The sequence below is a fragment of the Pseudoalteromonas sp. SG44-1 genome (assembly GCF_014164315.1).
Lineage (GTDB): Bacteria > Pseudomonadota > Gammaproteobacteria > Enterobacterales > Alteromonadaceae > Pseudoalteromonas > Pseudoalteromonas rhizosphaerae.
Map to the genome: position 1 here is coordinate 49,878 of NZ_JACJEW010000013.1, position 13,917 is coordinate 63,794.

Here is a 13,917-nt window from a genome sequence, read left to right on the forward strand (position 1 = left end):
TAATGGAATAATATATTCCATTAATTGGTTTGAAATTGGGATAATAAATGAGTGCACAATACACCTTGCTTGATTGGCTCGTATTCGCAAGCTACGGAGCAATTTTATTACTCAGTGGTTGGTGGTTTAACCGTAAGCGCGCCAACTCAAGTAAAGACTTCTTTTTAGGCGGTAATAGTATGCCGACCTGGATGGTGGCTATTTCGGTATTAGCTACTTCACAGTCTGCTGCCACTTTTATTGGTGGACCTGATCAGGGTTATCAAGGTGATTTATCGTATTTAGCGACGAACATTGGCGCATTCATAGCTGCATTTATTGTTTCTATTTTTCTGATCCCTAAGTTTTATCAACAAAAAGTGTACACCGTTTATGAACTGCTTGAAAAGCGCATAGGGCCAAAAGCTAAACGCCGCAGCGGCTTAATGTATTTATTTGGCCGAGTGTTCGCCAGTGGCGCACGTCTATATATGGCCGCGATTGCAGTAGCGATGATTTTATACGGTAATATAGCCGCAGAAAGTGTGATTATAGCGACTTTGCTATTAGCACTTGCGGGTTTGTTGTATACCGTATTTGGTGGTATTCGCAGTGTAATTTATTCTGATGTGCTGCAAAGTGTCGTATATGTCAGTGCTGCGATTGCCGTTATCTGGTGTTTGTTGGTACTGATCCCCGCTGATTTTTCAACTATTTTAGCAACCTTAAATGAGCCAACCCCCGGTGCTGATTCAAAGCTGGCGATTTTCAAATTTGATTTAGATTTTGGCCCAAGTGGGGTGTTCAATATGGCGTCGGTATTAACCGGCTTTGTATTACTTAACATTGCCGCCTTTGGTCTTGATCAAGATATGACACAGCGTCTACTGACGTGTAAGAGTGACAAAGAAGGCAGTAAAGCATTACTACTTTCTATCGTGATGGTTATTCCCGTGATGTTGGTATTTATCTTTATTGGTTTATTACTTTATATCGTTTATCAGCAGCCAGCATTAATGAACAGTGACGGTGCGCAAGTCGTACAAGAATTTAATGGTGAAAAAATCACTATTTTTATGTACTACGTACTTAATGAGGCTCCTGCTGGTGTTAAAGGTTTAGTTAGCGTCGGTATCATTGCCGCGGCCATTTCAACATTAAACTCCGGTTTAAGCTCGATGTCGTCGGTCATTGTACAAGATTTATATCGACCTTATTTAGCAGCTAAAAATAAGCAAGTTGCCGATAACCATTTTGTTAAAGCCGGGCGTATTGGCATGGCGGTTGTGAGCCTATCATTAGCATTAATGGCCATAGTTTGTTATTTCTGGCAGCAATACAGTGATATGCCGCTTCTTAAGTTTGCGCTGAGTGTGATGGTGTTTTCGTACAGTGGTTTACTGGGCGTGTATTTTACAACACTATTTACTAAACGTGGCAGTGAAGGCTCAGTATTGGCGGCGTTAATTGTCGGCTTTATGATCACTTTATTCATGCAACCATACATCATTGATTGGTTATTGCCAGCAGCAGATCGCTTCTATTTAGGCTTTACTTGGCAGTTATGTATTGGTACTGCGTTGTCGACTTTAGTGTGTTGTTTAGGTAAACCTCAACTTGCCCAGCGCGGCCAGTCAGTTGTAGGAGCCCAATAGGCATGAACATTGACTATATAATGGCTATTGATGGCGGGGGCACCAAAACGCTGGCGAAATTAGTGAATTTACATAGCGCTGAAGAATTTACTGCGCAGGCTGGTGCAGCCTCAGTTTATAACGATTTTAAGACGGCGCTTACTAGTTTACAGCAAGTGATCACTAGCGTATGTGCACAAAGTGGCGCTAAGCATAGCCAAATTTTGGCGGTAATGGGACTTGCGGGCGGCTCGTCTAAAGTGCTGGCTGAGCGAGTAACTGCAAGCTTACAGCTAGACTGTGATATTAAATTTGCGCAATTGAGTATTGTAAGTGATGCAATCACCTCATTATATGGTGCAAATCTAGGTCAGCCGGTTGCAATGTTAGCGTTAGGAACGGGCGCTGTAGCAGCAAGATTATCCGCTGATGGAGAAACAAAATTAATTGGCGGCTGGGGTTTTTCGGTTGATGATTTTGGCGGTGGTGCGCGCCTAGGGTTAAGTGCTGTGCAATGCTTGTTAGATGAAATAGACCGCTTTGAGCAACCTAAAAGCCTGTTAACGCAACAGCTGAGTGAACAAGTTGGCCGTGAGCGAGAACAAATATCAAGTTGGTTAATGAAGGCCAAAGCGTTAGATTATGCGCGTTTTAGTCCTTTAATCTTTAGTTTAAAAACACAGTGTATAATAGCCGATACGGTGCTTAGTGAGCATGTTCGACAAGTCGAGAGATTGATTGAAAAATGTCGTGGTCAGAGCCAGTTACCAGTCATAATTATTGGCGGTTTAGCGGACGTAACCATTGCATTATTAAATGAAAATACACAACTGAATTTATCTCCCCGTCAAGGGGATTCGTTAGCCGGTGCGGTGATTTTAGCCAGCGACCGCATTAAACAAATTGAATACACAAGGATTACACAATGAGCCCTGAGTCTAATTTTAATCAGCAGCGTGCACTTTTAGAAGAGCTGAACGGGATTGTGTCAGAAGGACAAAACTTAGATACGTTGGATATAGATTTACTCGATAGTCGCGAAATTTTAACCAAAATAAATTTGGAAGATCAAAAAGTTGCCGCTGCTGTAAAGTTAGTGATCCCAGAGATAGCCAAAGCGGTCGATCATATTGTAACGGCATTTAAGCAAGGCGGTCGTTTAATTTATATTGGTGCCGGCACCAGTGGTCGCTTAGGTATTTTAGATGCTGTGGAATGCGCGCCAACTTACAGTGTCAGCGATCAACAAGTAATGGGAATAATTGCTGGTGGCGAAACGGCTTTTAAAAAAGCAGTTGAAGGTGCCGAAGATAGCTTAAAATTAGGCGTAGAAGATCTTAAAGCCGTTAATCTACAAGCTAAAGATGTCGTGGTAGGGATTGCCGCTAGTGGCCGTACACCTTATGTGCGAGCAGCCATTGAGTATGCAAAATCAATAGGATGTACCACCGTTGGAGTAACCTGTAATCCTAACTCCGCGGTAATGAAACTACCTGATATTGGCATTTGCCCGGTAGTTGGCGCTGAAGCGGTAACTGGTTCAACACGTATGAAATCGGGTACTGCACAAAAGTTAGTATTAAATATGCTCAGCACAGCCAGTATGATCCGCACCGGTAAAGTCTATAAAAACTTGATGGTTGATGTGAATGCTAGCAATGAAAAGCTGCATGCTCGTGCGATCCGCATCGTAATGCAAGCAACCGATTGCACTCATCAGCAAGGAGTCGATGCGCTTGCCCAAGCAAAACAAAGTGCTAAATTGGCTATTTTAATCATCTTAACAGGCAAAGATGCCGCCCAAGCTGAGCAAATGTTAACCCAAGCGGATGGTTTTTTACGAAAAGCGGTGGAACTATAAATGTTAATTAGATTATTGGTTATATTACAATGCCTAATTTTGAGCGCATGCGCCCACAACAGCACTGACGATGCAATCTTAACTGATACACCGCAAGTAAATTTAAGTGTTGGCGCTTTACAATATCAGCAGTACCTACCACAACTTGAGGGCAAACGAGTTGGCTTAGTCGTTAATCAAACTTCACAAGTTTATGGCACCCATATAGTCGACTTACTGCGTGAAAAAGGCGTGAATGTTACTAAAATATTTGCCCCTGAACATGGTTTTCGTGGCGACCACGATGCCGGCGCGCATGTAAAAAGTACGGTGGATGCAAAGACCGGTATTGATGTGGTGTCTATTTATGGCAGTAATAAAAAGCCAGATACCGCTGTATTAAGCGAATTAGACGTGATTATTTTTGATATTCAAGATGTTGGTGTGCGTTTTTACACTTATATCAGCTCAATGCATTACATGATGGAAGCTGCTGCTGAGAATAACATTGATTTTATTGTACTTGATAGGCCAAACCCAAATATTGCTTATGTTGATGGGCCAGTTTTAGATTTAAAATTTCAGTCTTTCGTTGGCATGCATGAAATTCCTGTATTACATGGTATGACAGTGGGCGAGCTGGCAAAAATGATCAAAGGTGAAGGGTGGATAAATAAAGCTTCGTCACTAAACTTGACGGTTGTGCCTGTGGCGCATTATCGCCGCGATATGACGTATAGTTTACCTGTTCAGCCAAGCCCTAATTTACCAAATGATCAGTCAATTGCATTGTATCCATCATTATGCTTTTTTGAAGCAACACCAATTACAATTGGCCGTGGTACAGACTTTCCATTTCAAGTGATAGGTTATTCACCGATTGCGTTAGGGGAGTTTAGTTTCACTCCGCGTGCTATTGAGGGAGCATCAATGAACCCTAAATTTAAAGGGATAGAGGTGCAAGGTCTTGATTTACGAGACAGTACAATCAAAGGACTAGATTTAAGTTTATTTATTACAGCCTACAAAACTTTAATGCAAAACGAGCAAACGTTCTTTGAACGTGCTGGCTTTATGGATAAACTTGCAGGCACTGATAAGCTGCGTTTAGCTATCGAAGCCGGCCAAACAGAGCTGCAAATCAAACAAAGCTGGCAACAAGATCTAGCTCGCTTTAAACAGCAACGCGCAGCATATTTGTTATATCAATAAGACTATTTTTATTTATAAAACTTTAAAACGCAGCTTAGGCTGCGTTTTTAGTTTTCAATTAATGTTGTCTTGTTTTAGCGTCAATCTCAAAACAGTAAAAATAGTCTCCATAAATGAACCACTACAATTAGTGGGGGTATTTGTAGCAGCGAGTTTACCTCGCGACAATAACGTTAAACCTTTGCCTACATGTTGGGATAAACCGCGACCTGCATTTTAACTTTGCCACAAGGTGGGTTAAAAGCAAATAAGGTATTTGTTTTGTATTGGGATGATTTGAGTTATTAGTCATTAAAAAGGGCATTAAAAAAGGCCACAATTGTGGCCTTACCATGGATGGGGAAATAAGCGCCCATTGAGCGCTTACTTTAATCCATAAGATTAAAACTTGAAGTTAACTGATAACTGTAAGCTACGTGGATTGTAGTAGCTACGCGATTCACCAAACTTCTCTTCAAGTACATACGGGTTTTTGTTATAACCTGTTTGACGATTAAATACATTGAAGAGATCTGCACGAAATTGTAGTTCCATATCACCAGAGAACTTAAAGTCTTGCGTATAGTTTAAGTCAAGTTGCCAATGGCTAGCAGTGCGACGACTACCAGCAGACTCTGCATAGCGGCTAATATGGCTTGTAGGGTATCCGTATGTTGTTCCATCCCATGCTTCCCATGCTTTACCTGATTGGAATACGAAGTACGCCCCTAAGTTAGCTTCCCAAGGAAGAGTATAGTAACCGTATACTTTTAACAGGTGAGGTTTATCACCTGAGAGTGTGCCATAGCGATTATCCCAAGGGTAACGACCGCGACCATCACCATAATAAGATGAACCAATAAAGTTATTCGCATCATTGCTTGTTGTGGTGTTATCTTGGTCAAAGTTGCCATAGTAGTGACTCCACACATATGAAGCGTTTACGTAGCTATTCTCACCCAAGTATTCGGCTTCAATACTCGCTTCCCAGTATTTGGTTTCGCCGCCATCAACCTCTGCAATTACATACGATGAACCACCAATTTCGTCGCGAATATCAGCTAAGTTAGCTACATATAAGCCTTTATCTGCAATGTGTTGCGGTACACCTTCGGCATCAACACCTGAGTAATCAGTTAGACGCGCATTGTTTGGCATATCCTCCCAAAAGTGCATGCCTTTACGGTGACGAACATGGGCACGTAATACTAAGTCAGAACCAACATACTTAGTGGTTCCGATAGTAAATTCGTTAATACGACGTGGTTTCATATCATCTTGGAATACTTTACCAGATGAACCATTTCTAGGTGAAGATGATAAAATATTACCAGCTTCATCTAGTAATAACTCAATTTCGGCACGAGTGTTTCGATCCCATGATGCTGCGCGAGATAATGAACTCGCTTCAGGATTATAAATCGCAAAGTTTGCAAATACGGAATCTTCGTCAGAATAAGTCCATGTTGCACCTAAACGAGGTTGCAGCATATCTTTCCAGTTGGTTTGGTACATTTGGTACTTGTGACCAGGAGCAACTTCATAGCCAGAAATAGTACCAGATTTAGCTTTTAAGCCTTGACCATACCAAGTGTCTTGGCTGACCAATAATCCTAAGTTATAAGTCCAATCACCCAATTCTATAGTATCGTTAATTTCAAAGTTTAGGCTGCGTGTTTCAGAGTTAATGCCTGATACAGGCGCGCCATCAGCCGTTGCTAAACTCATTTGTTGGACTCGAGCACGGTAGATAGCATTTGCAGGGTCAAAACCATCAGTGTTTGCATCAGCATCAACTAAGCCACCAATGTATGCAATTGAACCCCAACCGTTAGAGAGTCTGGTTAGTTGCTCTTCGCCTTCTTCCCATTTTGCACCAAAATGGAGTATGTGGTATGCATCGCCCCAGCTAAGTTCATGTTCTAAACTAACTTCAAAGGAATCACGATAAAAGTTTTGATTGTCATAAGTTGCGTATGCACCAACACCACCACCGCCTTTCATCACTGCGTCTTCAAGATAGCCATAGGTATTAATTAATGCATTTGCGCCAGCATTATATGCGGCGATTTGTGCTTCGCTAAATCCTTCATCTGGGTCATAACTTCTTAAGCTTGGGACAGAGAAATAACCCATTTGAGCTAAGTCATCAATACCAAGTTGGCTTGATAAAGAAGGGATTACACTCAATGGTGTATCAGGTTGTGAGCCTGTTTCTAATTCAAACTTACTATATTGGAACGAAAGTGTGGTTGCTGATCCTAAGATCCATGAACCATCTAAAGTAAAGATATCTTGATCAGCTTTACTGCCGACAGATACAGTGTCCATCTCGTAAGCACCAATCGAATCGCCTTTCACTTCTTTATCTGAGGTACGTTGTGAGATATTTATCAAAATATCATCAGTTGGTGCCCAGGTTAATTTACCAAAGTATTCGTCGCGGATACTCTCATAATCTTTTACTTCGCCATAGGCTGTGTTTTTGTTTGCTTTGGTCTCTTCAGGACGGTAATAAGAGGTATAAAAATATAATGTATCTTCAATCAGTGGACCGCTTAAACTTGCGGTTAACCAGTTTTTATCAAGCTCAAAGCTCTCTTCACCTACTGGCGTTGCAACAAAGGTTTTTGGTTGTATTTTGTATTCTATATTACCGTGAAACTCATCCGTACCAGATTTTGATACTGTGTCAATTGAAAAGCCACCAGAACGGTTAAAGCCAACCGCTTTTGCACCACCTCTGTCCATAGTAACAAAGGCAACATCGTGTGTTGATGGCTCTGAAGCTAAGTTGCCATACATCGGCAATGACACATTAACACCATCAAAGCCATATGAGTTATCAACACCTGATCCACCAGCTGATGGGCCCAACGTTGAATTTGCCGAAAGTTCTATACCAGGGACAAGCTTTAAAAGGTCTCGGTAATCTTGACCTACAGGGACATTATTAATTCCGTCTTCACCTAATGAGTTTGTGAGTGCTGATTTACCTTGGCGAAATAGTTTACTGCCTGTCACTGTAATTACTTCAACATTATCTTTTTTACCGCCAAGAACAACATTAGCACTTGAGGTTTGCTCTAGCAGTACATCAACAGTTATTGTTTGTGTAACGCCGCTGCTGTCTTCAAAGGTCAGCTCATAAGTGCCTGGTTTTAGTTGCGGGAGATCATAACTGCCATCTTCACGGGTTACCACCGTACGCGCTTTTGGCATGACGTTACTACGTGCAGTAATGGTTATACCCGCTAGTGATTGGTTTGCTTGCTCGGTTTTTACCTTACCTTTAATGCTACCGTTTAAATTCGCGAATGCAGGAGCACTTGCTAGCGAGGCAGCTATTATAGCGGTGGTTATTGCAGTTTTTGGCACTCGCAGAGCGCGATGTGTGGCCTGCGCTAACGAGCTTATAGTGAAGGTTGGTACATGTTTTTTCATTGTTTTCCCCGTCCTTATTATAATTAGCTTATCGCTCTGAACTTTGTTGATTCCCCAAACAGAGTTATAAACTTTGATCAATTGTTGCTATTCCATTAAACATGCGTTGCCATTAATGGTCAAGAATAAATTCTTCCTTATTTTGTTTGCATCTATAAATAAAATATATAAAAACTGGTTTCGTTATATTTTTTGTCAATATAAGCGTAAGGCTGGGGGAGTGTTTTCGCGATTTTTAGCGCAGTTACTCATATTTAATGTATTGAAATAACATGTTTTTGTGTTTTTCATTCTAAAGAAGGAGGATTTTTTATTGAGTTGGAACAATACTGTTGGAGTTACAATAATAATTATTGTTTATGAACTAAAAAATTTTGGTTGGCATGGAATAAAGAAATAATTTATAAATTAGCAAACGAGAGATAGGTTATTATTGCACGGCTGTTGTTAAAGTGGTTTTTATAATAAGAAAGGCCACAATAGTGGCCTTAATTCTTTAGGATGTCGTTGGTTAGTGATTTCTAAATTCACCAACAACGTCATTTGAATGCTCTAGTAATTTACGACCTTGACGACTCGATTGCGTTAAAGCGATAAATAGAATATCAATAACAAAGTCTTGCGCAGTACGGGCAAGTATCGATGATAAACGGACTGACTCTTCTTCTGCCACAGAGTAAAGCCTAACATTGGCTTGATCAGCAACAGGATTACTACCAAATTTAGTGACAGAGATCACGTAACTGTCGTTCTTCTTAGCCTGCTTTACCACTTCAGCAATTTCTCTGGTAACACCCGATTCACTGATCGCAATAACTAAGTCGCCTTTTGCAAAGGTTGATACATAGGCGAGCTGCGCATGACCATCAGGTTCAGCTATTGCTGGCATACCTAACTTTTGCAGCTTATAAGAGAAGTCTTTAGCCACCAGGGCAGAGCCCCCTAAACCACAAATTAAAATTCGCTTAGCTGATTTTAACAAGCTAACAGCCTGTTCAATGGCTAGCGCTTCATTGAGGTTTTTTGTTTCAGTAAGCACAGCAAGTTTACTACTGAGTAGCTTTTCTGCTATTTGCTCTAGTGAATCACTTAAGGTGATTTTACCATGCAGTTTTGGTTCTGATGTTTCATCATTGAGTGCATCAATGACAGCCAGCTTAAATGCTGGAAAGCCTTTGTAGCCCAGTTTTTGCGAAAATTTTACAACGCTTGACTGGCTCACGCCGACAACTTTAGCCAGCTCTACAGACGAAAGATTACGAATAGCATTAGCTGAGTTCAATGTGAAGTCGGCTAGCTTAGCTTCGCTGCTCGATAGGGACTGACGTAAGGCTTTAATTTTTACAAATGTAGACATACTACCCGCTTATTTTTATATTTGGCGTATTTATAGCATTAATCGAAATAAATTTGTACTTATTCTAGGTTCAAATGTAACCATCTTAGTTTTTACTCTTGTTCCTGTGCGTACAAAAAATAAATTATTCCCAATAGCCGCAATTAAGTTTTGGAATATTGTTTAAGAATAATTGGAATAATATAGTTTTAATTATCTAATTTTACAACACCAATAGCGCGAACTAACAGATTTATTTGCTAGTCGCTTGGGCACTGTTTTTATGGTGAGATAAAATATCTTTATTTAATTTACTTGTTGAAATAAATTATTTACAAATCATTTTACTGTGATAGGGTTTGGTTTATACAACTCAAATTGAGTTGTCCAAACTATAATAACAATATGAGAACTGGGTTTATTTAATGTATTGTTTACTAAAAGCACATACCGCTAATCGTGGTTTTGGGATTGCGCTTATTTACTTTGATCAGCAATGAGAAGGCTATGACGTTTTTATCTTGGTTTAAAAAACTTTGTTTAGTTACAACTGCCGCACTTTTGACTAGTTGCGCTTCAACACCTTACGAGTTTACACAATCTGCCAATTACAGTCATCGTGTTAAGTTTTTAGTCATGCATTACACCGCTATTGATTTTGAAAAATCGATGCGTGCTTTAGTCGATGAAGGTGGTTTAAGTGCTCATTATTTATTACCAGAGTTAAATGATCCTAGCTACCCTGAGGATGAATTAAAAGTAATTCAACTAGTTGATGAACATGATAGGGCGTGGCATGCCGGGACAAGCTTTTGGCAAGGCCGTGAAGATTTAAATGATCAATCAATTGGTATCGAAATTGTTAACGTACCAAGCTGTCACTATCCCGAAGTTAAACCTGATGAGCAAATGGAAAATGACGCCTCAAAACTGTGTATTTTCCCCGATTTTGACGCTAAACAAATAGCGTTATTGATTGAGCTCAGTAAAGGTATTTTAGCCCGTAACCCTGATATTGGCCCAACTCAAGTTGTAGGGCACTCCGATATAGCGCCTACACGAAAAAACGATCCAGGTCCGCGCTTTCCATGGTATCAATTGTACCAAGCTGGTATTGGTGCATGGTATGACAGTGACACGGTTGATAAATATTGGCAGCAATTTAATTTAGTTAAACCATCCATTAGTTTAATGCAAAAAGCGTTACGTGGTTATGGTTATGATGTACACGTGACTAATCAACTTGATCCACAAACCCTTGATACATTAAGTGCCTTTCAAATGCACTTTTTACCTTGGCATGTAAGCGGTAATGCAGATGCGCGCAGCGCTGCGGTATTGTTTGCTTTGATGCAGAAGTACTTTCCGAAAAAAGCAGCTAAGTTAATGTTGCAATATCAACAACAGCAACTTGCCCCAGAACCGATTATTAAGCCTTTAGCAAATGCGCAGGTTGTGTTGCAGGTACCAAATCCTAATCCAAGTTCTCGGACACTAGTTAATAACCGTGGCACGTTTAAAGCTTATAAAGGCCGAGGCGAAATTATCATTGAAAATAACACCGCAACGAGCGCGGATATTTTTATCAATGGTGAAAAAATAAATATTGCTCAGCCACTTATGGCAAATAATAGCTACAAATACAGCTTATCTAAACGGACTCACAACGGCACAAATACGTTCAAGGTTGAAAATGTGCAGCCTGAAGGAGCAAGTTTAACATTACGTTTTTCTTACCCAACTTTAGTAACTAAGCCCGTAAAGTCAGTGCAGTTTAATAACGTGGATAAATTGATCAACGAAGAAGTCGCGGCAGGATTTCCCGGTGCCGTACTGGCAGTGATCAAAGATGGTAAGTTAATTAAATTAAGCCACTATGGAGATGCTAAAAAATACCTTGCTGATGGCTCATTATTAGAGCAGCCACAGCAGATGAAAAGCGATACATTATTTGATATTGCCTCTAATTCAAAAATGTTTGCCACAAATTTAGCGTTAATGAAATTAGCCAGTGAAGGTAAAGTTGATGTAGAAAAACCGCTATTTTATTACTTACCTGAGTTTCGTGGGGCGGGCCGTGAGCAGCGGTTAGTCAAAGATTTACTGACCCACAGTGCAGGTTATCCAGCGGTAGTTGATTTTCATCGTAAAGATAATAAGTTTGGTGAGCGATTCTTTTCACAAAATAGCTTACGTACTAAAAACTTATTACTGACAGGCGTGCCATTTGTTGCGGGTCGTAGCGTTAAACATTTATATTCAGATATTGATTACATGTTACTCGGTGTATTAGTGGAGCGACTTTCCGGGCAGTCGCTGGATAATTATGTTGAAGGGCAAATTTATCAACCGCTTGGTTTAACCCACACCGTTTATAATCCATTGCAAAAGGGCTTTATAAAAAACCAAATAGCTGCCACTGAGTTAATGGGAAACACTCGTGACGGACGGATCAGCTTTGATAATGTTCGTACCGACGTTTTACAAGGACAAGTACATGACGAAAAAGCATTTTATGCCTTAGGTGGGGTCGCAGGTCACGCAGGACTTTTTAGTACAGGTCAAGACTTAGCTGTGCTTGCGCAGTTATTGCTGAATCGCGGTGGCTATGGTGATAAGCAAATATTTACCCCGCAAGTATTAGAGCAATTCATTGCCCCGCAAGCCAGCGATGAAAGTTATGGTTTAGGTTGGCGTCGTGCCGGTAACGGTGCTTTACAATGGCATTTTGGCCCGTACGCGAGCCCACAAGCGTATGGTCACACTGGCTGGACGGGCACGGTTACTGTGATTGATCCCGCTTATGACTTGGCGATAATTTTGCTTAGCAATGCTCGCCATACCCCGATTGAAGGGAATGAAACAGATTATGAATTTATGGGGAGAAAGTTTGAAACCGGTAAATATGGCTCAATTGTTTCGCTAATTTATGAAGCAATATTAAATAAGCATTGATCTAAATGGCAGTGTTCAGCTTATCGCTAATCGATTTAAGTTGTGTTTATTGACGAACAGATTAAGCTAATGAGTTTGTTCCAGCCTTTACAACAAAGGCCTGATAATAATTAGAGTGAGTCATAGACTCACCACAAAAAAGGTTACAGTATGTCTTGGTATTCAATTTTACCGCCACTAATTGCGATTTTGATCGTATTTTGGCGCAAAGAAGTCATTATGGCGCTACTTGTCGCTGTTGCTTCTTCAGAGTTTTTGCTGGCCTTGCAAGGTAACGGTAATACACTTTTTAATACATTTATAAATACCATAGAGCGCGTGGTGAGCGTAGCAAGTTCGCCAGGTAATAGTCGTATCCTAATTTTTAGTATCTTAATCGGTGCATTACTTGCTTACATACGCGAATCGGGCGGTGTTGCTGCAACGGTAAATGTGTTGATGAACAAAGGTGTGGCAAAGAGCAAACGCCAAGTGGGTTATTTAACCATGTTTTCAGGTATTGCGGTGTTTATAGAATCTAACTTAAGTGTACTGACTGCGGGTATTTTATCGCGGGGTTTATTCGATAAATTTAAAATGAGCCGTGCTCGCTTAGCATACATTATTGATAGTACCAGTGCTCCTGTGTGTATTTTGATTTTACTTAATGGTTGGGGGGCATACATACTTGGCTTGCTTGGTAATTATGAACTGTCAGAGTCGGCAGTCTCGGTGTTATGGGGCAGCATAGGCTATAACTTTTACGCCATCATCACCTTACTCATTGTGTTTTACACAATCTCGTTTGATAAAGTGCACGGCCCGCTTAAAAAGGCTGAAGAGCAAGTGGAATATCAAAAAACTGAGCTGCAAGAAGAAGTCAAAGGGACTAAAGCACGTTACATGTTAGTACCACTAATTACATTAATTGGTAGTATGGTCGGCTTTATGTATTGGTCAGGTAATGGTGATATTGCCAGCGGCAGTGGCTCTAAGTCGGTATTGTATGCAACTATTTTAGCTTGCGTTGTCGCCTACTTATTAATGGTAAGCTCTCGTCAATTTACTCACCATAAACTGGTTGATATTGGCTTTAAAGGCATGGGTGAGTTATTACCCTTAGTCGCGATTGTATTACTATCATTGACTCTCGGCGCCAGTTTAAAAGATTTAGGTACTGGCACTTTTGTTGCGGGCTTAGTGGGTGATTACTTACCTATTTACTTAGTCGTACCAGTGTTGTTTGTAACCGGTGCGGTGATCTCTTTCACAACAGGCACCTCATGGGGTACATTTGCAATACTTATCCCGATTGGTGTGCCATTAATTCAAGCGCTTGGTTTACCGCCGTCATTAGTGATTGCGGCAATTTTAGGGGGCGGCGTATTTGGCGATCATTGCTCGCCAATATCAGATACCAGTGCGGTGTCGGCAATTGCCTCAGGCTGTGACTTACTTACTCACGTTAAAACGCAAATGCCGTATGCATTATTCGCGGGTGGCTTAACGTTTGTTGCTTACCTAGTTACGAGCATTATTGTGTTGTAAAGAGTTAGCGA

Annotated in this window: 8 protein-coding genes; 6 read left to right on the forward strand and 2 right to left on the reverse strand. The window is 40.7% G+C overall.

Annotated features, from left to right (window positions below):
- Positions 1–47: 47 nt before the first annotated feature.
- Genes H5187_RS08335 through H5187_RS08350 form a run of 4 tightly spaced genes read left to right on the forward strand, consistent with a single transcriptional unit; the run spans position 48 to position 4,665 of the window.
- Complete coding sequence (locus H5187_RS08335; RefSeq protein WP_182760997.1) at positions 48–1,634, forward strand: sodium:solute symporter; 1,587 nt, start codon at positions 48–50, stop codon at positions 1,632–1,634.
- A 2-nt stretch (positions 1,635–1,636) separates the two neighbouring features.
- A complete protein-coding gene (locus tag H5187_RS08340; protein ID WP_182797713.1) occupies positions 1,637–2,542 on the forward strand; it encodes a BadF/BadG/BcrA/BcrD ATPase family protein in 906 nt (301 codons plus the stop codon).
- Positions 2,539–3,474, forward strand: coding sequence for an N-acetylmuramic acid 6-phosphate etherase (gene murQ, locus H5187_RS08345; RefSeq protein WP_149981734.1), 936 nt, complete (start codon positions 2,539–2,541; stop codon positions 3,472–3,474). The genes H5187_RS08340 and murQ overlap by 4 nt, the downstream gene beginning before the upstream one ends.
- A complete protein-coding gene (locus tag H5187_RS08350; RefSeq protein WP_182794679.1) occupies positions 3,475–4,665 on the forward strand; it encodes an exo-beta-N-acetylmuramidase NamZ domain-containing protein in 1,191 nt (396 codons plus the stop codon).
- Positions 4,666–5,046: 381 nt separating this feature from the next.
- Here the strand turns inward: H5187_RS08350 and H5187_RS08355 are convergent, their stop codons facing one another.
- Together H5187_RS08355 and H5187_RS08360 are read right to left on the reverse strand one after the other, a co-directional pair.
- On the reverse strand, positions 5,047–8,088 hold the full coding sequence (locus tag H5187_RS08355) for a TonB-dependent receptor (RefSeq protein WP_182739905.1): 3,042 nt from the start codon (positions 8,086–8,088) through the stop codon (positions 5,047–5,049).
- A 511-nt stretch (positions 8,089–8,599) separates the two neighbouring features.
- Positions 8,600–9,445 carry a MurR/RpiR family transcriptional regulator gene (locus tag H5187_RS08360; RefSeq protein WP_145240869.1) on the reverse strand — a complete coding sequence of 282 codons (846 nt, stop codon included), beginning with the start codon at positions 9,443–9,445 and terminating at the stop codon, positions 8,600–8,602.
- A 486-nt stretch (positions 9,446–9,931) separates the two neighbouring features.
- Between H5187_RS08360 and pbp4b the strand changes: the two genes are divergently transcribed.
- Both pbp4b and H5187_RS08370 read left to right on the forward strand, forming a co-directional pair.
- Positions 9,932–12,379 carry a penicillin binding protein PBP4B gene (gene pbp4b / locus H5187_RS08365; protein ID WP_182794680.1) on the forward strand — a complete coding sequence of 816 codons (2,448 nt, stop codon included), beginning with the start codon at positions 9,932–9,934 and terminating at the stop codon, positions 12,377–12,379.
- A gap of 150 nt (positions 12,380–12,529) precedes the next feature.
- Positions 12,530–13,906: a Na+/H+ antiporter NhaC family protein gene (locus H5187_RS08370; RefSeq protein WP_182718013.1), complete on the forward strand. Its 1,377-nt coding sequence runs from the start codon at positions 12,530–12,532 to the stop codon at positions 13,904–13,906.
- The last annotated feature ends 11 nt before the right edge of the window (positions 13,907–13,917 follow it).

Excerpts from the sequence above, each read along its gene's own strand:
- H5187_RS08335 (WP_182760997.1), top strand. The coding sequence starts at position 48 with ATGAGTGCACAATACACCTTGCTTGATTGGCTCGTATTCGCAAGCTAC.
- H5187_RS08340 (WP_182797713.1), top strand. The coding sequence starts at position 1,637 with ATGAACATTGACTATATAATGGCTATTGATGGCGGGGGCACCAAAACG.
- murQ (WP_149981734.1), top strand. The coding sequence starts at position 2,539 with ATGAGCCCTGAGTCTAATTTTAATCAGCAGCGTGCACTTTTAGAAGAG.
- H5187_RS08350 (WP_182794679.1), top strand. The coding sequence starts at position 3,475 with ATGTTAATTAGATTATTGGTTATATTACAATGCCTAATTTTGAGCGCA.
- H5187_RS08355 (WP_182739905.1), bottom strand. The coding sequence starts at position 8,088 with ATGAAAAAACATGTACCAACCTTCACTATAAGCTCGTTAGCGCAGGCC.
- H5187_RS08360 (WP_145240869.1), bottom strand. The coding sequence starts at position 9,445 with ATGTCTACATTTGTAAAAATTAAAGCCTTACGTCAGTCCCTATCGAGC.
- pbp4b (WP_182794680.1), top strand. The coding sequence starts at position 9,932 with ATGACGTTTTTATCTTGGTTTAAAAAACTTTGTTTAGTTACAACTGCC.
- H5187_RS08370 (WP_182718013.1), top strand. The coding sequence starts at position 12,530 with ATGTCTTGGTATTCAATTTTACCGCCACTAATTGCGATTTTGATCGTA.